The organism is Paenibacillus sp. OK076, from assembly GCF_900110055.1.
GTDB lineage: Bacteria > Bacillota > Bacilli > Paenibacillales > Paenibacillaceae > Paenibacillus.
Window position 1 is genome coordinate 870,220 of sequence record NZ_FOCH01000001.1, and the last position, 22,130, is coordinate 892,349.

A 22,130-nucleotide genomic window follows, 5' to 3' on the forward strand; every position below is an offset into this window, starting at 1 on the left:
AGGATGAATTAAGCCCTAAAGCATAGGGTGTGATCGAAGGGTGACTTATGAAAAAGGTTGTCATTGTAATCTTGTCTCTTGTCGTACTTATTGGTGTATCTTCTTCAGCTTATGCCCATCCAGGCAGACTGGACAAAAATGGTGGACATAATTGTTCCGCGAAATCCAAACAAAAAGGCCTGTGCACGGGCTACCATTATCACAAAAAGAAGAAATGAAAATGAGTTTTACAAGGTAAACCCAGCCCTGGTCTGATCTATGGTTGGGTTTGCATGTTTATAATTCATGGTAGTCGCAGCTAACAGAATACAATAAACATTACGTTAGAGGTGAGTAGATATTATGGGGTTTATTGGGATCATTTGTGTAATTATTATGACGGTCACACTCATCAGCATAGAAATTAAAACGAAACGGTTAATTCAAGAGCAGGCCGAAACCAATCGGAAACTGGAGCAACTATTGAGGAAAGAACGTTTACAGACCAGACAGGAGGAGCATGACGATGGATCATATTAAAGCAATTATTTTTGATCTGGACAATACGATTCTCAACAGAACAAGTACCTTTGAAAGCTTCAGCCAGAGCTTGATTAACAATTATTTTGCCCATCTTGAGACTACGGATGATATTCATAAACGAATTGTTGAGCTGGATGAGGACGGTTACAAGGACAAGGATGTGTTGTTCAACGAGCTGCTGCATGAATTACCATGGGCTGAGAATCCGCCTCACGCGGAGCTGATGGAGTTCTATGGCAGAGAGTATGTGAAAAGTGCTGTTCTGATGCAGCAGGCGAGAGAAGTGGTTCAGCATCTAAGAGAAAAATATAAAACAGGTTTAATTACCAATGGTAAAACCGAGATTCAGTACGGAAAAATTGATCAACTCGGCATCCGGGATGATTTTGATCATATTATCGTTTCGGAAGAGGCTGGGGTCAAAAAGCCCGATCCTCGTATTTTCAAATTGGCATTGGATCATTTCAACCTCTCTCCCGAGCAGTGTATCTACATTGGGGACCATCCTGTCAATGATGTTGAAGGAGCGGCAAAAGTAGGCATGAGCACGATCTGGATGAAGGTCAATCAGCCTTGGCAGGACAGCATTACAACCAAACCATTGCATGCTATTGAGCATCTTGGTGAATTAAAGGGCCTGCTCTAAGGGGAGATCGTCAGATTAGAGTCAAACCACACAACATTACATAACAGAACAGTGAGGTAAATGCACATGGAGATCAGACAAATGGCTACGGCATTTTTGAGTAATGGCAACGACATGTTGATGATGAAGAAGGCTGGCAGCAGGCTGTTCAATTTTGAGTTCTGGGGTGGTATTGGCGGGCATTTGGAGCATGGCGAGCTTAATTCACCAATGACCGCCAGTTACCGGGAGATTGAAGAAGAGACGGGGTTCAAGCAAGCGGAAATTGAAAATTTCCGTCTTCGATATGTTTTGATGCAGTATAGCGACGGTGAAGTTCGGCAGCAGTTTGTATATTTTGGTGAGACGACACATCGAGCCTTTATTCCATCAGATGAAGGGGAGTTATTTTGGGTACCTTTGGATGAGCTGCTGGATTTACATACATCTATTCTGATTAGAGCTGCGATCCGGCACTTTTTGCAGAATCAGGAGACCGACGAGATATGGATCGGGAATGTGCTGAATGGAGAAGGGGCAGCGGCTAGACCGAGGGTAGAATGGAGTATTATGCAAGACACGATATCCTTTGAACCCGTTGTGTAATGTTAGACGTCTTGACCGGGAAAGGGACCTATCTCTCATTGAAAAAGCCATACGTTTAACCGTCTGTAGACGACTGTTATAAAGAGCGAGGATATCAACCATCCCCGCTCTTTTTTAATATCTCGTATTGCATATAAATTTCCTCATTGGAAGGAGGAAGGATATAAATATCCAAACTTCAACAGGTGCCTCTTGGAGCAGCAGTGATTTTCTGTTATTCAATTCAATTCGGTTTATTTAATGAAAATCAAGCTGTAATGATTCGATCTTTCGTACGTCTTCTCCGATTCTCAATGGCTTCCTCATAATCTCCGACCAACCTGTCAAAAATATGATCCCACGAACGCTGCTCAGCAAGTTTTCGGCCTTCAAGACCCATATTCCTCAGTTGATCCATATGATCTCCCCAGAGGCATATCTCCCGAATCAATGCATCCGCATTACCCGGCTCGAACAGAACACCGCTTCGATGATGTGTGACCAAATCTTTTACACCGCCACCATTTGCAGCGAGCACCGGCAATCCCGAAGCCATCGCTTCCAGCACCACATTGCCAAATGTTTCTGTTGAGGAAGGAAACACAAAGAGATCTGCCGAAGCATACATAGCAGCAAGCTCTTCACCATGCAGATACCCCGTAAAGGTGACATTGGGTGGGGATTGCATACGCATTTTGGGAAGTAATGGCCCATCGCCTACAATAATCCAGTGTACACGGGATTGCATAGGTTCTGGCAACTGCTGCATGGCAAGGGTGAGGGTAGCGATATCTTTTTCCGGGGCAATTCGTCCAACGTAGAGTAAAATTAGAGGAGCCGTTATGTTGTAGCGAGTACGGATATCGGTGCTTCGTTTATCAGGTGAATACAGGCTGCAATCGATCCCGCGGGACCATAACTTCAGACGTGGAATACCTTTCAATTGCAATGCGTTTAAGGTCTCCTGAGACGGTGTTAGTGTTGCATCACAGGCCCGGTGGAACCATTGGATATACTTCCAGTACAGAGGAATGACACTTTTCAACCTGTAGTATTCGAGGTACCGATCGAAGTGAGTGTGGTAGGAGATGACATGTGGAAGCTGATGCTTGAGCGCATATCTGAGACCGAAAAGACCCATATTGAACGGAGTGGCGATATGCAGCAGATCTGGTTGAAAAGTCTTTAGCTCCCGATGAATGGCTGCTCGATTAGGTAAGGCAATGCGACATTCCGGATAGAGGAAAAAGGGGATGTTCGTCACCGAACGGACCGGAGCGGCATCGTTGCCTTCAATAACAGACTGCGGTGTGAATAGCAGATGCTCAATGCCTTTGCGGTTCAAGTGATTACTCAAGCGGTGCAGCGTACCGGCAACACCATTGGTTTCCGGAACATAAGTGTCGGTGAACAAGGCCAGGCGCATCTTAACCCCTCCCAAGACTCTTGATGACAAGATCATAACAGCGGATCATGTTCCAAAGGTCAAGTGCAGGTTAACTTTATCCATATTCCGTGTAAAGTGTGCGGGGAAGTGATTTGGTGCAAACTTACATCGGATAAACTTATATAACATATTCTGCTATGATGTATGGGCGTCAAAAAAATCTGGGGATAACAGTGATCGTAAGGTTGCTCTGTCAACGGAGTGATCGTGTAAAGATTCATTAGTTGAACTTATAGATAGAGAGATACAGGAGGCAGAGAGATGAACAAATTACAGGAAGAATTGCAGCAATTATTACCCTTGGATCAGTTTGACAGCATGTCGGGGGAGGAAGTGGTGGGGAGTGTTGCCATGGATCTGTATCGTGCGGAATTTGCGACCATTCGGGAGTGCGGACCTGAACTTCCACAGGTATTGCGAGATACCATCCTGATCATAGATCTGGATACAGAGCTATCCATGAATGGCATGACTGGTTTTCTTGAAAATGCGAGTGGGCAGTTTCTGGGTGAAACGACCGAAGCGATGCAGCGCATAGGCAATGATGCAGATGCAGAGATTCTGAAGAACATCCAGTGTATGTTATCCGAAAGTGGTGTAACGCCTCAGCAGTTAAGAGAAAATGTGAATGCACTCTCCGAGCAGGATGTAACGACGACCCTGAATACGCATGGACAACAGATCCATGAAGTTTTGCAACGGGTGGAGCTGGAAGCGGGTAATTTAAGCATGCAATCGGATAATGAAGAGGTGTTTGAACTCCTTTATCAATATGTGGATACGAACAAAGATCGACTGAAACAGGAGTTGCAGCACCTCTTGTCTAATTGAATCTGACACGCAGGAGAGCGTCACTATGATTGTGACGATTAATGGGGCATTTGGCCCGGGTAAAACCTCTGCTGCAACCAAGCTGCAGCCGCTAATTCCGAACAGCATGATCTACGATCCTGAAGAGATTGGTTACATGAGCAGTTCAGTTACATCCATCGGGGTCTGAAAGAGCTAGATACTGACCTTTTTCATTTTACCCTGATGACATCTATGGAAACATTACATGAGATATTGTTGGAGCAAGGGGATAAGCCTGATGGATGGACTTTTAAACAAGCGGTTAAGTGTGTCGAAGCATTCCATGGAGCACGCTTTGAAGAGTACATTCAAACGGATGACCAAACAACAGATGATGTGGTGAATGTTATAACTTCCAAAGTGTTATCAAACCGTAATTGAGGAGGCAAAATCATGAGGATCAACAAACGATTAGGTGTGGAATCCCTGCTGGTAACTTTGCTATTCACACTGGGTTTTATGGCTTGGAATGTCGTTCAAGGCATGTTAATGACGCTGAATCATACACCTGAAATGATGAACACCGATTCATCCGTCACATTGTTGCAGTCCAAGGTTGCTTTTGGCACCATTGCCCGTTGGGATACTACTTCGATTCTGATCGCTGCCGTTGGATTTCTTTTGCTTGCTGCTGCATATTATGGACTTCGATCGGGGATACAGCGCTGGACAAAGCGTTCCTGAGGTTGGACTTGTTTATTAATAAAAGAAAAACATAGCCAAAAAACAGTTCTACACCAATGAAAGTTGGTAGGAGAACTGTTTTTTTGGCTATTTTTAATAGATTATAAATGCTTGGAAATGACTTCTTCCAGACCTTGGGCAACTGACTGCGCACCCCGTGCAAGGTGTCTCTCGTAGAGATGCAGTCGGACAAAGCTCTCATCCGTCCCCATCGCCTCCGAGAAAATGCCACCAAGTCCACGTGCGCGGCGGTCGATCTGAAGCAACAGTTCCAGTGAATCTCCCATCGGGTAGAATAGTACTTCCAGCTCATCCAAATAACCACGGAATTTGCTCGTTGGCACGAATTCAAATTCCTGTACAAATGGAAGATTACCACCAAGCTTTGGAGCATAGTCGTTGGTCACTTCACGCAGCTTGAAACCGAGGAGATCAATCGCATCAAGCACAGTGTTCATATCTTTTGTAGGAACGACATGGAGTCTGTCCCGGTCTGAGGGGTCCATGGCGCTTGATATATCGAGGCCAGTTTCAACCCACACCTCTGCACGATGCAGTGTAATTGGAAGATTTTCTGGTAGATCAAATGAGAAGGATTTCTCCAGTTTGGCGCCAGCCTGTAATATAAAACCTTCGGTAAGCAAGTATTTGGCTACAACGGCAGTTTCATTTACTTTTCGATCATTGTACTCCCGTATGTAATGGGTTTTGATCGTAAGGTAGATTCGGTCTACATTCTGTTCCACGTCTCCACCATCGATGTACACGATCCCAGAGATGACGCCTCCAGGCGTAACCTGAGGTGTATGTAATTCTGTATTTACTTTGGCTGCTCCAACACCTACACTGGCTAACATTTTCTTAAAAAAAGACATTCATTTAACCTCCACATCTTATTGGTTTATCCAAGTTGAAAAATACGACTTCGAGCTTAATACGGCGCCTACGAGAGAAGCGTTTCAAATTTTAACAAGCACAAGATGTGAATAGATTGAACTTTTTTAGTGAGAAAAAAGTTAACTTATGTACAGGGAAATCGACTTGCCTGTGTCGAATGTTGTTTAATATGGGATTTTCTTCTGGGGGGATATCTATTGGGCATGGAATGGTATGACATGATTGCACGGCGTAACGGAGGATACACGGGTAGGTCTGTATTTACCTGGGAGGGCAATTCAGCAGAAGATGTATTTGAAGCGCGTTTGATGCAGTTGCTGCCTCAGCATAAATCCGTGCTCGATGCGGGTTGTGGTCATGGTGAATTCACATTAAAAATGTCGGCCTATACCGATCATATTACGGGTTTTGACAATTCGAAGGAGCTGCTGCGTATCGCTCAAGCTGGGCTTGAGGCCAGTGACGTTGGAAATATTGAATTTGTCTACGCTACAACCAAAACAGAATTGCCTTTCGAAGACGAACAGTTCGACCTGATCTATGACCGCAGAGGACCTACGTCCATTATTGAACATGGGCGATTGCTGCGAAAGGGTGGCGTGATCTTTGGCATTCATACCGATGTAAGCAAGGTACAAGAAAGGCTGCACATGAATCAGTATGAAAACATTGAGATTGAGGAATTCAACGAGGCTTTAATGGTTTTCCCTGATGAAAAAGAGTTCGCTATCTTTCTTTCCGATATCCCTGGCAACCCGGATTACACACGGCTTGAGTACCATGAACAGCTTCAAGTTAAGCTGAAGGAAAATCTGATTGATGGGAGACTTGCTGTGCGTGAGCACAAATATATCTGGAAGGCCGTAAGGCGTTAAAGGAAGATTATAGAGTTTGAATGCTACCTTCGTATTTCAGATCAGGAGGTGTAATGGTTTGGATAGAGAAACTTTAGAACGAAATCTAGGGCCGGACAACGTGATTACCACCTTCGAGCAGATGGCTAATGGGGAACGGAAATACAAAATGGTTTCAGAGGATGGCAGTTATTATTGTAGAACGGTAGCTTCATCTCAGGGAGCATGGCAAAATAGCCATTTTCATAACCATATAACCGAATTCTATGTTGTGCAGTCCGGTTGGATCGCTTATGCAAAATTTACGAATGATCAAATGCTTGAAATCAGAGTTATGTGCGAAGGAGATCACATCATTGTGGAACCGGGAGTACACCATAATTTATATATGTCAGCCAATAGCGTTATCCATACGATTAAATATGGTTTGAATACACATAGTGATTGGTCTGCTTCTCCGGAACTGGACAGCGTTACACATATACTAATGGAGAGCGAGTTACTTCAGACTTACGGTTAATCAGCTTGGGGGTTAAATACATGCGTAGAAGTACGATATTTTGGATAACGGGTATTGCAATTATTATTGTAGCAGCTTTCATTGTATATAATAATTTGGCTCCAAGCGTTACAGCGCAGGATGTTAACATGAAGGGCACGATTCGGCAGACAGCTGCGGATGAATACGAGGTGCAATTAACCATTATACGCACAAAAGAAGACAAGGGTCAGCACACCGTCTATCCCCTTGTACCTGGCTGGGGTTCAATATCTTTTGATGACAAAAAGGACAACCGATTTATTAGACCTACCTCCGTCGGCAGCACAGGTGCAATGGAAGAAATTTTTCGTCAAGCGTTACAGGGGCAGTCATCAACAGCGATAACTGAATTTGCAGGGTTCTCCATACCTGATGCGGTGGGCACGTACAAGATGCGTTTTACTATTCATCCTTTGGGTGAGGAGGCAGAACTGATTCGGCAACCGATGATCTATTATGTTCATCAGGAAAAATTATTGGGGAAGGACCTGAGCTGGGTCTCAGGAGAGCCTCTGGAGATCATTAAGGAGTATTTGGAATGAAGCTAATCTATCAATGGAATGAGATTACGGTGCGTTTACTGGATGAAAAGGATGAACAGCTCCTTGTTCAATGGTTGTCTGACCCAGTAGTACTTCAATATTATGAAGGCCGTGATCAGCCGCATGATCTGAATTTGGTCAGAGAGCACTTTTATAGTCAAGAGGATACGGCACATCGTTGTATGGTTGAACACGAAGGTAAACCGATCGGCTATATCCAGTTCTATGAACTGGAGGAGGAAGAACGGAATGAGTATGGTTATGGTGACATAGATGAAATCATCTATGGAACAGATCAGTTTATTGGAGAGGTGGATTACTGGAACCGTGGTATTGGCACACAACTAGTACAATCCATGTTGGCTTATCTGGTCAACGAGAGGCAGGCCAGGAAAGTGGTCATGGACCCGCAAACGTGGAACGATCGTGCCATAGCTTGTTACGAGAAGTGTGGTTTCAGGAAGGTCAGACTTCTACCAGAACATGAGCTGCACGAAGGACAGATGAGAGACTGCTGGCTGATGGAGTATGCCCCATAGGAGGGCAATGTGTATATATAAACCATTTAAACAAGGAGGAATGATCGATGGATTTGAGATACCCGATTGGATCATTTGAACATACAGGCGAGGTCACACCAGAGCAGCGGAAGCAGTGGATTCAGGATATTGCGGAGTTGCCGGAGCGTGCCCGTGAAGCGGTCAAAGGACTGAGTGAAGACCAATTGAGGTTACCCTACCGGGAAGGTGGCTGGATGCTCAAACAGGTCATACACCATATGGCAGATAGCCATATGAATAGCATGGTTCGTTTCAAGCTGGCACTGACGGAGGATAACCCTACGATAAGACCATATTACGAGGAACGATGGGCTGAACTGAGTGATTCGCGGGAGCTGGACGTCGAGTTTTCCCTGCAAATCCTGGATGCGCTGCATCGTCGTTGGGTAGCGCTGTTAAACACATTATCAGATGTAGACTATGCCAAAACCTTTTATCATCCCGCATCCAAAGAAACGACCAGACTGGACTACAATTTGGGCGTATATGCATGGCATGGCAGGCACCACGTTGCCCATATTACCTCGCTTAGAAGCAGGTTGGAAATCTAGGGGTGAAATATGTGAGGTGTAATTACTGATGATAGGGCAACAGTGGCTGGAACTAAGTGAATTTCATGAATTGGAACAAGAGATTCAGTTTGTCATCATGGTTACTCAGTTTCAGGAGAAATACGTCATTATTCATAACCTTAAACGCCAAGGCTGGGAATTCCCAGGAGGTAATCGTGAAGCTGGCGAGTCTGTTCTTACAGCTGCTGGAAGAGAACTGTATGAAGAGACAGGGGCAATGAAGTTCATGCTTGAACCCTTCGGAATCTATGAAATGAACGGAAAATTCGGCTTGGTCTATTATGCGAATATTATGGAATTCCGTGCTGTATCGATGGAACCTAATTCGGAAATTGATGCGATAAAAATGGTGGATACATTGCCAGAGGGTATGAGTTTTGGGGACATGTTTTATACTTTTTTGCAGCAGTGGAGGATGTATTCTGCCAAAGGGACACACGAACACTTCGTGGATCTGACTTTTTGTGAAAATAACATTTAAATATCTAATAATATTAAGGAGATTACATCGATGAATATACATATCAGACTTTTGGATGAGAGCGATCCGGTCGTAATTTCGCAGGCTTTTCAGGAACAGGGTTGGGCGAAATCGGCAGAGCAGTATATTCAATATCTTGCAGAACAGCAGAATGGTGAGCGGGTGACTCTGGTAGCGGAGCTTGCTGGTGCTTTTGCCGGTTACGTAAATGTATTGTGGAATTCATATTACCCGTCGTTCAAGGAACAGGGTATTCCGGAAATTAATGATTTCAATGTACTGATTAAGTATCAGCGTCAGGGAATTGGATCACGTTTGATGGACCGGGCAGAAGAAGTTATTCAGGAGAGAACCGATACTGCGGGGATTGGTGTCGGGGTGTTTTCCGATTATGGCAAAGCTCAAATTCTGTATGCCCGTCGTGGATATATACCGGATGGTCTTGGTATTCACAAGCATGATCGTTATCTAAAGTGGGGCGATGAAACGATTATCGATGACGATGTGGTGCTGTATCTAACGAAGAAGTTAAGCTGATCGAATCCTGAACAAAAAGGATTAAAACGATGTTGAGAAGACAGGGAGGTACTTTCTTCTAAACGTCGTTTTTTACATGTAAATAGACCATTTTTGGCTCGGAATCATACAAGAAAAATAGAGTTGGATTAGTTGGAAATGTTATAATAGAGGGTAGTTGATTTAGCGTAGAAACCGTGATAAATCGGGTGATTTAAAGGGAAAGAGATCGATTCATAAGAGGGAATGTACAGGATATTTTGTATGAATTCGAGGAGGAATGTGGCTATGGAGAAGACGATTAAAAATGTCCAGGATCTATATGACATGCTTGACGCAGAATTCAGATCAGCGAAGCAATTTTGGGAACCGTTCTATGAAGATCGGGACCGACCGATTCCCTTTTTTCCAAACAAGCCGGATGAAAATCTGGTAGCACATGTGAACTCAGGGATATTACCTGGGCGTAAAGCATTGGAGCTAGGTTGTGGCCCGGGAAGAAATGCAATATATCTAACACGTCAGGGTTATAAGGTAGATGCTTATGATCTCTCGGAGGCAGCCATTGCCTGGGCCAAGGAAAGAGCAGCGGAAGAAAAGCTTGAGGTGAATTTCGAATGCAAATCAGCATTTGAACTCACGCCACAGGAAGAGTACGATCTGGTCTATGATTCGGGATGTCTTCACCACCTGCTGCCACATCAGCGAATTCCCTACATACAGATGATTCAGAAAGCACTTAAACCTGGAGGGTATTTTGGAATGACCTGCTTTGCTCCAGGATTTGGCGGTCAGGGTGGACCGGAGAGCGTTATGGACGATTGGGAGGTATACCGTGAGAAGTCGATGAAAGGTGGTCTGGCTTTTACGGAGGAAAAGCTTCGCTATTTGCTTGAAGATCCATTTGAATGCGTGGAGTTGCGACCGATGAAGGAGATGGATCAGGATGAAGATTGTTTTGGCTTGCCCATTCTATGGGTGACGTTGTGGAGAAAACCAATCCATACATAATAAGATGTTTCTAACCAAAATGCGTAACAGAAAGGGTGTTAAAGTACATGGGAAACAGGCACTTTATCATTACAGGTACGTCCAAGGGGATCGGTAAGCAACTCGCAGAATTGTTAGTGGAAAAAGGAGATTACGTCTACGGCATTGCACGCGGAACAGCTGACATGAAGGAAGCGACTGATCGTTATAAGCATTTTCAGTACGATCTTGGTGACCTTAGTGGTATCGAAGAGCTTGTCTCACACATTTTGAAACAGATATCTTTGCAAGAAGTTGAATTCATTGGGCTCATAAACAATGCAGCGATGCTGGAACCGTTGAAATCGATAGATCGGTGCAGTGCAGAGGAGATCAGTCTTAATCTGAACATCAGTTTGGCAGCGCCTATGATTCTGACTTCATCTTTTATACAACATACCAACCACCTGACCACACGCAGAAAAATTGTCAATGTATCGTCCGGTTCAGGCAGTTACCCGGCACCTTCAATGGCATCTTACTGTGCCTCCAAAGCTGGAATAAACATGTTCACCCAGTGCGTAGCGATGGAACAATCCGGGCAACCCAATCCCGTTGAAGTGATTGCATTCGATCCAGGGATGGTAGATACTGAGCTACAGGCTGTGGCAAGAGGCAAAAGTGCAGAGGAATTTGCACTGTCTGAGGTATTCGGTCAGGTCTATGAAGCAGGCCAATTAAGATCGCCACAAGATGTCGCCAAGCAATTAATTGAACGGATGGAAGAAATCAGTGATCCAAGCAAGGTCCTCCATACTATGGAGGGATAATAGAATTTACTAATTTGCGTTCTGTTTGCTCCCATGATTCCAGAATTCTAGTGATGAATCTGGAGCATGTGTTTTGTTTTGAGCTCTGCAACGTAGTGAGAATTAATTATTTTATTTGGTTCGACAATTTTTATTGTTCAATATGTAGCGAAAGTAGTGGAGGGGACGAAATCGATTCTGAAGAAACGAAGTGGTCGCCTTTATCCCCGGATTTTCACCTTTGAAAGGTAATAAAAAAATCTGGGGATAACAGCGATCGAAAGAACGATTCGTACATGGAACGGTCATTTTGCTGTATGTTTATTGTTTGGTCGGCCCAAGAAGAACAGAAACGTGGTGAAGATATATGTTTAAAATTATGCTCATTGAAGACGATGAATCGTTATTCAGTGAAATCAAAGAACGGTTATCCCAGTGGTCATATGACGTGTATGGCGTGCAGGATTTTGGCAAAGTGATGCAGGAATACAGTGCCATTCAGCCACAGCTGGTCATTATTGATATTCAGCTTCCCCAGTATGACGGCTTTCATTGGTGTCGCATGATCCGAGCCCATTCCAATGTACCGATTATCTTTCTGTCCTCACGGGATCATCCTACGGATATGGTCATGTCGATGCACCTGGGCGCAGATGATTTTATCCAGAAGCCCTTCCATTTCGATGTGCTGATAGCCAAGATCCAGGCGATCCTGCGTAGGGTATATAACTACAATACAGAGCGGATTGAGCTGCGCACATGGCGTGGGGCTACCATTGAATATGTGAAAAATACGCTTACCCATGACAATGAGTCAGTCCTTTTGACCAAAAATGAAATGTTCATTCTCAAAGTGCTGGTTGAGCACAAAAATCAGATTGTGACCCGGGAAGACCTGATTCGCAGTCTCTGGGATCATGAACATTTTGTGAGTGATAACACGCTGACAGTCAACGTCAATCGTCTTCGCAAAAAGCTGGAGCCGCTAAATCTGGATGGCTATATTGAAACCAAGGTGGGGCAGGGCTATATGGCAACGGAAGAGGCGGAAACATGATTGGAAAATACATACGGGAAAAGCTGAGCTGGCTAGTGTTGCTTATAAGCATACAGCTCATCTTTTTATTTGTAGCCTATATCGACAAGTCCATTCCATTCCAATCTGTAGCGTACATCGTCGTGCTGAATGTAGTGGTATGCATTGTGTTTATCTGGGCGAGATATCCAATAGAGACCCGTTTCTACAAAAGATTAACTGCCTGGGATCATACCTATGATCCAGGGGATTTGGATATCGCTGAAAGCCCTTATGAACGGATTGTGCACGATGCCGTGACTTCCCAGACCGAACGTTATCGGAAGGAGTCATCAGCTCATTTTATTTTGCTGGAGCAGGAGAAGGATGAGATGTTAGCCTGGATTCACGAGGTGAAGACGCCACTAACCGCACTGCAATTGATGATCGAGCGAATGCCGGATGACAAGCTGCAAGGACAGATGACGTATGAATGGCTGCGAATTCACCAACTGCTCGATCAGCAGCTTCACCAGAAGCGTATTCCATTTATGCATAATGATTTGTTTGTGGAAGAAACAGAGCTTGAACCGATTTTGAATGGCGAGATTAGAGCTTTGAAGTCATGGTGTATATCCAAACGGATTGGCTTCGACGTGTCATTAGATGTGACCAAGGTGCTGACCGACAGCAAATGGTTAGGTTTTATCATACGGCAGCTGCTTAGCAATGCGGTGAAATACAGTCATTCCTCTGACATTGTCATTGAAAGCAAGGAACAGGATGGGCATATTATATTGACCATTCAGGATTATGGACGAGGGATCGAAGCGCAGGATTTACCACGTATCTTTGATAAAGGCTTCACTTCAACCCAAGGCAGGCTGGAAGGAAACGCAACGGGGATGGGTTTGTATTTGACTCGACAGGTGGCACAAACACTTCGTATAGACATTCAGGTACAGTCTGCTCCCGGAGAGGGCACCAGCGTCAAGCTAACCTTCCCGCGAAAGAATGACATGATCCACCTTGCAGGCGTGTGACAACATTGTCACATGCTTTTTGGTTTTGTTCGGTGAATCGCACGATAAATTGGAGTATCCCGCCTATGATGGAGATATACCAAAGAGGAGTGAGTGGGATATGTGGATACTGGAAGCCAAAAAAATTCATAAAGTCTATGGCAACAAGTTAAATAAACAGGAAGTCCTCAAGGGGATTGATCTCGGGGTAAGTAAAGGCGAATTTGTTGGGATTATGGGGCCCTCGGGTTCGGGGAAAACGACACTGCTGAATGTTCTTTCTTCGATCGATCGGGTAAGTCAGGGCACAATTGAAATCGAAGGCCAGGAGTTTACCGGCATGAAGGAGAAACGGCTGGCTGAGTTCCGCAAAGACTATCTCGGTTTTATTTTTCAGGAATATAATTTGCTGGATACCCTCACGGTGAAGGAAAATGTATTGCTGCCGCTCTCGATTACGAGTATTCCGAAGCATGAGGCACACCTGAAGTTCGAACAAATCGCCCGTGAGCTGGGCATATATGAGCTGAAAGACAAATATCCATCCGAAATCTCGGGTGGACAGAAACAGCGAACTTCAGCCGCCCGTGCGTTTGTGCATGATCCGAGCATTATTTTCGCTGACGAGCCGACGGGTGCACTCGATTCCAAATCGGCTTCGGACCTGCTTGGCAAAATGAGTGATATGAACAGGAAGCATCAGGCTACGATTATTATGGTTACACATGATCCGTTTGCCGCAAGTTATTGCAGCAGGGTGATTTTCATCCGGGACGGTCAGATCTACACCCAATTAAATAAAGGAGACGAGTCCCGACAAACTTTCTTCAACGATATTATCAAAACTCAGGGCGTGTTGGGTGGTGTGCAGCCATGAGCCTGAATTACATCATCTTTCGCAATCTAAGGAAAAATCTGAAAAATTATTATCTTTACGTCTTTGCCCTGATTTTTAGTGTGGCGCTGTATTTTTCCTTTGTGACACTACAATATGATCCCTCCATGGATGAGGTTGCTGAATCAACGAAAGGAGCGGCTGCGATCGGCGCATCCTCCGTGTTACTGATTGTCATTGTGGGCATTTTTCTGCTCTATGCCAATACGATCTTTATCAAGCGGCGCAGTAAGGAGATCGGTTTGTTTCAGCTGATCGGACTGACGAAGGGAAGAATATTTGGCATTTTGAGTGCGGAAAATTGCATTCTCTACTTTGGTTCTATGGTAATCGGTATTCTAATCGGGTTTCTGGGTTCCAAGCTGATATTGATGATTTTGTTCAAAATTATTGGCGTTGATGTGATCACGAAGCTATACTTCTCACCGATGGCGCTAGTGCAAACGCTGATTGTCTTTGCCGTCATGTATCTGCTTATCATGTTGATGAATTACACATTTATCCGAGCACAGAGTATTCTATCACTCTTTCGGGTGTCTTCTACAACAGAGCAGCAGGTAAAGAAGTTATCTGTTGGGCAGATTCTGATGGGTATCTTGGGTATTGCTCTGATCGTGTTCGGTTACATCCTGTCTGCACGGCTGTTCAATGGTGAGGCGTTGGATATGCAGCAGTTAATGTACACGATGATTCTGATTTTGTTCTCGGTCATTCTGGGGACATATCTGTTCTACAAAGGTTCGGTCAGTTTTCTGTTTAATCTGATTCGCAAAAGCAAAAAAGGCTACCTCTCCATTAACGAGGTATTGTCGTTATCCTCCATCATGTTTCGCATGAAGTCGAATGCCTTGCTGCTGACCATTATTACTACCGTATCGGCACTCGCCATAGGCATGTTGTCGCTCAGTTATATTTCCTATTATTCGGCAGAGGCGCAAGCCAAGGAAAGCTTGCCAGATGATTTTTCATTTGCCCAGGTTGATGTGAAAAATCGTTTTGTAGCCGAGCTGGATCACAAACAGATTCCATATGAAGAGAAACACAGACAACCTTTGTATATTGAAATTGACGCAACCAAGGTGATGAATGATTCCCTGTCGGAAGATCGATTGTTCAGTAGTGTGTTAAGTGACAGCATGGTAGATAACATCGACCTGCAACCAGGTGAAGTGGTTTTCATGGGGTATGGAAATGTAATCCAACAGTTAATTTCAATTCAGGAGAAAGGCCCCATTGTTCTGCACGGGTTGAAGCAAGCCATTGACCAGCAATTAATCGGAACCACGAAACAGGGCGTGCTTCCCGTATACTATACCCAGGGTACACCCGTGGCGGTTGTGGATGAATCGGTTTATGCGAAGCTTGCGCAGGATCTTGATCCGAAACTTCAAAAAGGGGGAGCGACCGATTATTACGGTGTGCACATTACAGATTCCGGGCAAGAAGAGAATGCGTATGCCATTTTTGCAGATCTGAAATTGGAAGCTCCAAGCTTCTCCCAGATTGAATTCAGAAATAATCAACGAACCAGTATGGGCCTAATCATGTTCATTGTTGGTTTCCTGGGACTGACTTTCTTGATTACATCCGGGTGTATCCTCTATTTCAAACAAATGAATGAGAGCGAAGAAGAGAAATCAAACTATACCATTCTGCGCAAACTTGGATTTACGCAAGGCAATTTGTTACGCGGAATTCAGTACAAGCAGTTGTTTAATTTCGGCATTCCACTTGTTGTGGGACTAAGCCATAGTTATTTTGCCGTGAAATCAGGCTGGTTCTTCTTTGGCACCGAACTTGCCACACCTACTGTAATCGTCATGATTGTGTATACGTTGTTGTATTCCATCTTCGGCCTGTTGTCCATATGGTATTACAAACGAGTGATAAAGGAATCATTGTAGATCAGAGGATGAGCTACAGAGGAATACATTAAAGAATTCCGAAGAAGGGGTAACTGTATGAGCAGTCTGCCCTTTCTTTTTTTGTGAAAAAAAGGAGGATGGCTCAATGGTGGAGAAATCACAACATACTGGAGTGAAGTAGAGGGAGGTTTTCCATGAACCTGGCTAACAAAATTACCCTGGCGAGAATGGCATTGATTCCTTTGTTTATGTTGTGCTTCATCCCGTTGCCGTCATGGATACAGGAGTCGAGTGAACTTATTCGTTTTCTGGATCAGCATGGTCTGGTGATTGGCGTTATTATTTTTGCACTGGCTGCGGGTACCGATAAATTGGATGGGTATGTGGCGCGAAAATATAATCAGATCACCAATCTGGGGAAATTGCTTGATCCACTGGCAGATAAACTATTGATTTCGGTTGCGCTGATTATGATGGTTCAGGAGAATCTGATCGGTTCATGGATTGCTGTAATCATTATTGGACGTGAAATTGTCATTACGGCGCTGCGCATGATTGCCAGTGAACAGGGGATCGCACTTGCGGCCGACCGGTATGGCAAGCTCAAAATGGTGCTGCAGGTCGCAGCCATCATTGCTGTGTTATTGAATAATGTTCCGTTCAGTTTGTTGACAGATGTGCGAGTTGATGGGATTTTATTGTGGCTGGCGGTAGGAGTTACGCTGTTATCGGGATTGAACTATATTGTAGTGAACTATAGGTTGCTTCAGACAGGAAAATAGAAGAGTCAATCCGATAATGGTTCGATCATCCAAATGTTACCCTGCACTCAATGTGCAGGGTTTGTTTGTCATTGCTTCCGTTCAAAAATGTGTGGGGCATGGCCGTGGTTCCTTGTATACTTAGGGTATCTGAATGTACATACAATGAATCGGAAAACGGGCACCATGGTGCTGATTCAGGAGGATCTCATGCAACAGGAACATACCGCTGGTCTCCACAGGGACTGGCTTCAATTTATGATTTTAACAACCAAACTGGAACTGCCACCCTTGCCGGCGGACACAATGGACCGTCCACGGCTCAGTTTGCAGCGCAAAGAATTGTTCCAATCCAAAGTCACTTTGTTAACTGCCCCGGCCGGTTCAGGGAAATCCACACTTCTAGGCAGCTGGGTGAGAAATGAAGCAATACATGCGGCCAGTGTCTGCCTGGATGATAAAGATCAGAACCCACTTCAGTTTTGGCTATACGTTATTCATGCACTGGATCGAGTGAGAGAGGGGCTCTGCGGAGATGTCCTGCCACACTTTTTGCAACGGTATCCGATAGATCCTAGGTCGGCATTAATATTATTGTTGAACCGTGTTGCCCTCGCCAATCAGCATGCACTGCTTATTCTGGATGACTATCATGCAGTAACCCAGTCTGAGATTCATGAGCAGATGCAATACTTTATCGAAAATCTTCCCCTGTCCATTCATCTGGTACTGTCAAGTCGCACCTATCCTCCATTCAAGCTTGAGAAGCTACGTCTGAGAGGTGAATTGAAGCACTTCACGCTTCAGGAACTGGCGTTTACGGCAGAGGAGGGCATTGAATTTTGCAAGGAGATCATGCAATTGGATATTGCCGGGGAGGATGCGCGTGGTTGGGTACAGCAGACGGAGGGATGGGCTGCCGGATTGAAGCTGCTGGCTTTATCTCACACATGGGGTGCAGACTCTTTAATCAGTCCATCGACTTCTCTGTCTCGTGAAGATCACGGGCAGCCTGGGGAGAGGACAATTTCGGATTACCTGCTTGAAGAAGTGTTCCAGCGTCAGTCACCCGAGATGCAGCAATTTCTGCTCCGGACAGCGATCACGAGAAGAATGAACAGCAGTTTGTGTCAGGTATTAAGTGATATGCAGGAAGCCCCGCACTTGTTAAGGCAGCTGGAGAAGGAACATCTCTTCCTTGTTCCACTGGATCGGGAAAGGCACTGGTATCGGTATCATCATTTGTTCTCTGCATTTCTAAAGCGTGAGCTGGCTCGTTATGGCACAGAACAGGTGAATGAATTACATGCCCATGCTGCACATTGGTATGAGCGGCATGGATATCCCGCTGAAGCACTGGATCATTATATTCTCGGACAGCACATGCAGGATGCAGCCAGACTGCTGGAAGAGCTGTTTGCCCACTTTATTATGGGAGAGTGGTGGACGCTCCGGCGATACTTCGATGTTTTGCCACTGGAGATCGTGAAAGCACATCCAAAATTATATATGTCCTACCTGTTCCTTGTCGCGCGCGAAATGCCTTATGGACAGATGGTGAAGCAGCTTGATGAACTGGAACACGTCATCCGGGTGCATCTTCAAGGGCAGCTTGAACCTGAGATTATCGGGTATTTGTTGCAAGTCATTTGTGTGATGCGAGCCTACATGGCTTATCTGAACAGAGATTTGGATGGGCTCGCTCATTATTTGGTGTCCTATATCGATCAGGGATATCCCGATGATATTGCCTTTCAGTATATGGATTATGATCGGAGAGAGAGCATGCGCCTACGCAGCTTTCATGGCGTTAATGGCTATTTACGGCGTGGGCAAGCTTGCTTTGGGGCGATTACGGAACGTTGGTATGCTGAACATGCCTATGTAACGTCCTACTATGGTGTCGGATATGGTGAAATTTTAATGGAACAAGATCGGTTATCAGAAGCGGTAAGTTATGCGGATCGAGCCCTTGAAGTGGCTTTGCAGATCAAGGTGGCTGCGCTGCTCGTTCCTGCGTATGTACTAAAGGCCAGACTTGAACTTACATTGGGTCGACCTGAGGAAGGCATGAAGCTGCTTCAACAGGTCACAGGTTTATTATCTGTGAAGGACATGGACTACTGGCGGCCAGCACTGGAAGCACATCAACAGCGAATTTTACTTGAAGTGAGTCCCGTGGAATCGGCTCAAACCATTCTGGTTAAACCACCATGCGAAGGCAGTTTGGCCGCCGAGACCAGCTGTGATCAGATCTTCCACTCCATGGTCCGCATACGTGCGATGATTGTCCTTAAGCAGTATGATTTTGCACAAGAGGAACTGAGAAGAATCCGTAACCAGGCTGAAGAACGGGATTGGCTGACTGAACAGGTAGAGTGTGCTCTGCTAGAATCCATCATGCTGCAAAAGCAAGGATTCACAGATGCCAGTGTTGCAGCATTATCCCGTGCCTTGGTGTTGGGGGGACCGGAAGGATATATACGTTCATTCGTTGCAGAAGGTGAGCAGGTTAGGCGGTTATTGCAGGACTACCTGTATTTGCGCCGTACGCAGGCGATACAGGATGATGGTGTGAAAATGGCTTATGTGAAGCAGTTATTATCGGCATTCGCAAGAGACAAACGGTCAAGGGGCTTCTCCTCTGTAGGGGAGGCAAACCTGGATACGAAGGAAGTGGGACTCAGCCCAATGGAGCAAAAAATATTCGGTTATATCGCTGAGGGCCTGACCAGCAGACAGATTGCTGCCGAGTTTGGTATCTCACCCGGCACTGTTAATACACACATTCGCCGAGTGTTCGCGAAGCTGGGTGCGAGTAGTCGCACTCATGCTGTACAAATCGCTGAGCAGCGGGGATTGTTATGATGAGCTGAAACGCTGTCTACTCTTTTGTAGACTGTTTTCCAACTATAGTCTCTCCTACAATGAAGATAATCAAGTAACGCAACGAGTCTTTGCTGACTCCAGGGTTATGTTCATGTAGGAGGTAACGTTAAGAGATGACAACACGTATATCCAAACAAAAATTTTGTTCTAAAAATAAGAACCGTAGGGTCTCGCCTTATTTGGCGGCCCTTCTGTCTTTATCAGTCATTACTGTTCCCGGAACAGTGAGTGCAGCGGCCGATGCAGTAAACATTCGTGACTTGCAGCAGGCAGCACTATGGGCAAGGCAAGCCATTGAAAGGGCTGCTGAGCAACAGATGATTCTGGCGGACGAAGCAGGGAATTTCAACCCGAGCGCAACGTTGACAAGAGGGGACCTTGCGTACACACTGGCACAACTGTTGGAAATGAACGTGCTGTCGTCAGCTCAGCTTCCAGATCTGTTATTTAAAGATCTGGATCGTAACGCTGAGAATGGATCCTATATTCATGCTCTCCAATTGGCCGGAATCATGAATGGTTATCCGGATGGTACGTTTCGTCCTGCCGGTCTGGTAACAAGGGAAGAGCTGGCAACGACGATTATCCGTGCTCTGAAGGCTAAGGGATATGATGAAACATTAAATTTGACCAAAGAGTTGTCATTTAAGGATACTTCCGGCATTAGTGCCTGGGCTTTGCCAAGTGTACAACAGGCTGTTGAGTTGGGAATCTTGAAAGGGGACAATGGAAACTTTGCGCCGAAGCGTTCTACTTCGAGACAGGAAATGGCCGTGATCGCATTACGCGCAACTGAAGTAATTCAAGCGCTTGATGAAGCTGCGAGTCAAGGGGGCGTCAATCCGGAATCCAATGCTAATGAGCCAGGAAAGGTAACTGAGGTGCAGGGTACAACTTCAGGCGGCAATGATGCAGGAAACGGTACCGGAAACACAAACGGCAATTCCGTGGCGACGCCAGAAAGTGGAAATGGAAGCACGGGTGGAGGAGGTGGATCTGCCCCAACAACACCGACGAATCCTTCCACTCCCTCCAATCCAGGAACGGGAAACAGGGCGCCACTGGTTATTATTGGCGGTTTGCCTGATCAGGAACTTACACTAGATCATGCTGCCTTGGATTGGAACGTCTCCACGTATTTTAGTGATCCAGATGGTGATGAATTGCAATTCAGTGTCATACCAGGAGATGCAACCATTGTTTCCTCTACTGTGGTAGAAAAAGTGATTCGACTTGTTCCACAGGCTGCTGGAGAAACAACGCTGACGATCAAAGCAGTCGACGTCCAAGGCGCAAGTGTTACGGCACAACTTAAGGTTAAGGTACAGGCCAATACGATAAGTCGCCAATTTCCTGATCCACATTTGGCTGGAGCTATTGCTTATTGGTTGCAAAAGGATGTGGATGATCCGCTGACCAAAGATGAATTGGCAGAAGCTCTCGTTCAGACGAACGGGGGATTGTATGCGAGGAATGCAGGCATTTCCGATCTGACAGGAGTCGAGATATTCAAGGGGTTGAATATAACTGAAATAGATCTGTCCGGAAACGAAATAAGCAAGGCGGATGCCACTGGATTCGATCGCTTGAATTCGCTGGATTTATCCGGTAACCAACTGACGGAAATCAATGTTACGGGACTGGATCATCTGGAATCTCTGAATCTCGCGAATAATCGACTTGCTTTAGTGGATGTGGGCGGACTACATTCCTTACAGAAACTTGATGTGAACAGTAATGAGCTTGTTCATTTACCCATTGGAATTGCTGAACTGTCTGATCTGCAATACGTGGATGTGAATAACAACTCCATATCCCTGAGAGAAGAGCCTGATTTTACACTGCATCACACGTTGTTGCAACGTGTGTACATGTATGATTTTGATGATGCTCCCCCTTCATTGGTGGAGGCACCTGCGGGTAATACCGCTTATGTTAATGGAGATGAGATTGAGATCGACCTGTCCTTTATGTTTGAGGATGAAGATGACGCTAGATCAACCCTCAACCTTATGGCAGACTCGCCTGATCCACAATTGGCAAATGTCAGAATGGTTGGACAGAAATTATATGTTAGAGCACTGGGGACGAGTATTGAGCCTATTCGGGTTGAGGTGAAGGCTACGGATCCCCTGGGCAGAATTGCCATTGGCCACGTGTACGTTGATCTGAGAGAAATAGAGTAGAGCATTTTTCATTAAGTATAAGTGAACTATAGAAAGTTACA

The 22,130-nt window shown here is 45.2% G+C and carries 25 protein-coding genes; 23 read left to right on the forward strand and 2 right to left on the reverse strand.

Annotation, left to right across the window (positions count from 1 at the left end; translation table 11 throughout):
- Positions 1-47: 47 nt before the first annotated feature.
- From BMY78_RS04050 to BMY78_RS04060, 4 genes are all read left to right on the forward strand, one after another.
- Entirely contained in the window at positions 48-218 is a 171-nt protein-coding gene (locus tag BMY78_RS04050) for a YHYH domain-containing protein (protein ID WP_094030689.1), read from the forward strand.
- 124 nt (positions 219-342) lie between these two features.
- Positions 343-519, forward strand: coding sequence for a hypothetical protein (locus tag BMY78_RS32740; RefSeq protein ID WP_177185647.1), 177 nt, complete (start codon positions 343-345; stop codon positions 517-519).
- On the forward strand, positions 506-1,168 hold the full coding sequence (locus BMY78_RS04055; protein ID WP_090894924.1) for an HAD family hydrolase: 663 nt from the start codon (positions 506-508) through the stop codon (positions 1,166-1,168). Before BMY78_RS32740 ends, BMY78_RS04055 begins: the two co-directional genes overlap by 14 nt.
- A 66-nt stretch (positions 1,169-1,234) precedes the next feature.
- Positions 1,235-1,753: an NUDIX domain-containing protein gene (locus tag BMY78_RS04060; protein ID WP_256221946.1), complete on the forward strand. Its 519-nt coding sequence runs from the start codon at positions 1,235-1,237 to the stop codon at positions 1,751-1,753.
- A gap of 247 nt (positions 1,754-2,000) precedes the next feature.
- Here the strand turns inward: BMY78_RS04060 and BMY78_RS04065 are convergent, their stop codons facing one another.
- The gene (locus tag BMY78_RS04065; RefSeq protein ID WP_090894928.1) at positions 2,001-3,158 is read right to left on the reverse strand and encodes a glycosyltransferase family 4 protein; all 1,158 of its coding nucleotides are present in this window, start codon (positions 3,156-3,158) and stop codon (positions 2,001-2,003) included.
- A 282-nt stretch (positions 3,159-3,440) separates the two neighbouring features.
- Here BMY78_RS04065 and BMY78_RS04070 point away from each other — a divergent pair, with 282 nt between their 5' ends.
- The 3 genes from BMY78_RS04070 (at position 3,441) to BMY78_RS04080 (ending at position 4,715) form a co-directional block, all read left to right on the forward strand.
- A complete protein-coding gene (locus BMY78_RS04070; protein WP_090894931.1) occupies positions 3,441-4,010 on the forward strand; it encodes a DMP19 family protein in 570 nt (189 codons plus the stop codon).
- A 25-nt stretch (positions 4,011-4,035) separates the two neighbouring features.
- Positions 4,036-4,179, forward strand: coding sequence for a hypothetical protein (locus BMY78_RS33185; RefSeq protein WP_256221947.1), 144 nt, complete (start codon positions 4,036-4,038; stop codon positions 4,177-4,179).
- A gap of 245 nt (positions 4,180-4,424) precedes the next feature.
- Positions 4,425-4,715 (forward strand): hypothetical protein, encoded by a 291-nt coding sequence (locus tag BMY78_RS04080; protein ID WP_090894933.1) that lies wholly within the window; start codon positions 4,425-4,427, stop codon positions 4,713-4,715.
- 101 nt (positions 4,716-4,816) lie between these two features.
- Here the strand turns inward: BMY78_RS04080 and BMY78_RS04085 are convergent, their stop codons facing one another.
- On the reverse strand, positions 4,817-5,590 hold the full coding sequence (locus BMY78_RS04085; protein WP_090894935.1) for a sporulation protein: 774 nt from the start codon (positions 5,588-5,590) through the stop codon (positions 4,817-4,819).
- A gap of 225 nt (positions 5,591-5,815) precedes the next feature.
- Between BMY78_RS04085 and BMY78_RS04090 the strand changes: the two genes are divergently transcribed.
- The 16 genes from BMY78_RS04090 (at position 5,816) to BMY78_RS04165 (ending at position 22,089) form a co-directional block, all read left to right on the forward strand.
- Positions 5,816-6,487 carry a class I SAM-dependent methyltransferase gene (locus BMY78_RS04090; protein ID WP_256222194.1) on the forward strand — a complete coding sequence of 224 codons (672 nt, stop codon included), beginning with the start codon at positions 5,816-5,818 and terminating at the stop codon, positions 6,485-6,487.
- Positions 6,488-6,545: 58 nt separating this feature from the next.
- The gene (locus BMY78_RS04095) at positions 6,546-6,986 is read left to right on the forward strand and encodes a hypothetical protein (protein ID WP_090894939.1); all 441 of its coding nucleotides are present in this window, start codon (positions 6,546-6,548) and stop codon (positions 6,984-6,986) included.
- Positions 6,987-7,006: 20 nt separating this feature from the next.
- The gene (locus tag BMY78_RS04100; RefSeq protein ID WP_090894941.1) at positions 7,007-7,549 is read left to right on the forward strand and encodes a hypothetical protein; all 543 of its coding nucleotides are present in this window, start codon (positions 7,007-7,009) and stop codon (positions 7,547-7,549) included.
- Positions 7,546-8,088, forward strand: coding sequence for a GNAT family N-acetyltransferase (locus BMY78_RS04105; protein ID WP_090894942.1), 543 nt, complete (start codon positions 7,546-7,548; stop codon positions 8,086-8,088). The genes BMY78_RS04100 and BMY78_RS04105 overlap by 4 nt, the downstream gene beginning before the upstream one ends.
- A 47-nt stretch (positions 8,089-8,135) precedes the next feature.
- Positions 8,136-8,660: a YfiT family bacillithiol transferase gene (locus BMY78_RS04110; protein ID WP_090894944.1), complete on the forward strand. Its 525-nt coding sequence runs from the start codon at positions 8,136-8,138 to the stop codon at positions 8,658-8,660.
- Between the two features lie 28 nt (positions 8,661-8,688).
- A complete protein-coding gene (locus BMY78_RS04115) occupies positions 8,689-9,162 on the forward strand; it encodes an NUDIX domain-containing protein (protein ID WP_090894946.1) in 474 nt (157 codons plus the stop codon).
- Between the two features lie 30 nt (positions 9,163-9,192).
- Positions 9,193-9,699: a GNAT family N-acetyltransferase gene (locus BMY78_RS04120; protein ID WP_090894948.1), complete on the forward strand. Its 507-nt coding sequence runs from the start codon at positions 9,193-9,195 to the stop codon at positions 9,697-9,699.
- Positions 9,700-9,966: 267 nt separating this feature from the next.
- Positions 9,967-10,689 carry a class I SAM-dependent methyltransferase gene (locus BMY78_RS04125; protein WP_090894950.1) on the forward strand — a complete coding sequence of 241 codons (723 nt, stop codon included), beginning with the start codon at positions 9,967-9,969 and terminating at the stop codon, positions 10,687-10,689.
- A 47-nt stretch (positions 10,690-10,736) separates the two neighbouring features.
- Positions 10,737-11,477, forward strand: coding sequence for an SDR family NAD(P)-dependent oxidoreductase (locus tag BMY78_RS04130; RefSeq protein WP_090894952.1), 741 nt, complete (start codon positions 10,737-10,739; stop codon positions 11,475-11,477).
- Between the two features lie 346 nt (positions 11,478-11,823).
- Positions 11,824-12,513 (forward strand): response regulator transcription factor, encoded by a 690-nt coding sequence (locus tag BMY78_RS04135; RefSeq protein ID WP_090894954.1) that lies wholly within the window; start codon positions 11,824-11,826, stop codon positions 12,511-12,513.
- Complete coding sequence (locus BMY78_RS04140) at positions 12,510-13,514, forward strand: sensor histidine kinase (RefSeq protein ID WP_090894955.1); 1,005 nt, start codon at positions 12,510-12,512, stop codon at positions 13,512-13,514. The genes BMY78_RS04135 and BMY78_RS04140 overlap by 4 nt, the downstream gene beginning before the upstream one ends.
- Before the next feature lie 100 nt (positions 13,515-13,614).
- A complete protein-coding gene (locus BMY78_RS04145; protein ID WP_090894957.1) occupies positions 13,615-14,370 on the forward strand; it encodes an ABC transporter ATP-binding protein in 756 nt (251 codons plus the stop codon).
- Positions 14,367-16,292: an ABC transporter permease gene (locus tag BMY78_RS04150; RefSeq protein ID WP_090894959.1), complete on the forward strand. Its 1,926-nt coding sequence runs from the start codon at positions 14,367-14,369 to the stop codon at positions 16,290-16,292. The genes BMY78_RS04145 and BMY78_RS04150 overlap by 4 nt, the downstream gene beginning before the upstream one ends.
- A gap of 155 nt (positions 16,293-16,447) precedes the next feature.
- Positions 16,448-17,035 (forward strand): CDP-diacylglycerol--glycerol-3-phosphate 3-phosphatidyltransferase, encoded by a 588-nt coding sequence (gene pgsA, locus BMY78_RS04155; RefSeq protein ID WP_090894961.1) that lies wholly within the window; start codon positions 16,448-16,450, stop codon positions 17,033-17,035.
- 189 nt (positions 17,036-17,224) lie between these two features.
- The gene (locus BMY78_RS04160; RefSeq protein ID WP_177185648.1) at positions 17,225-19,882 is read left to right on the forward strand and encodes a winged helix-turn-helix domain-containing protein; all 2,658 of its coding nucleotides are present in this window, start codon (positions 17,225-17,227) and stop codon (positions 19,880-19,882) included.
- 134 nt (positions 19,883-20,016) lie between these two features.
- The gene (locus BMY78_RS04165; RefSeq protein WP_090894964.1) at positions 20,017-22,089 is read left to right on the forward strand and encodes an S-layer homology domain-containing protein; all 2,073 of its coding nucleotides are present in this window, start codon (positions 20,017-20,019) and stop codon (positions 22,087-22,089) included.
- The last annotated feature ends 41 nt before the right edge of the window (positions 22,090-22,130 follow it).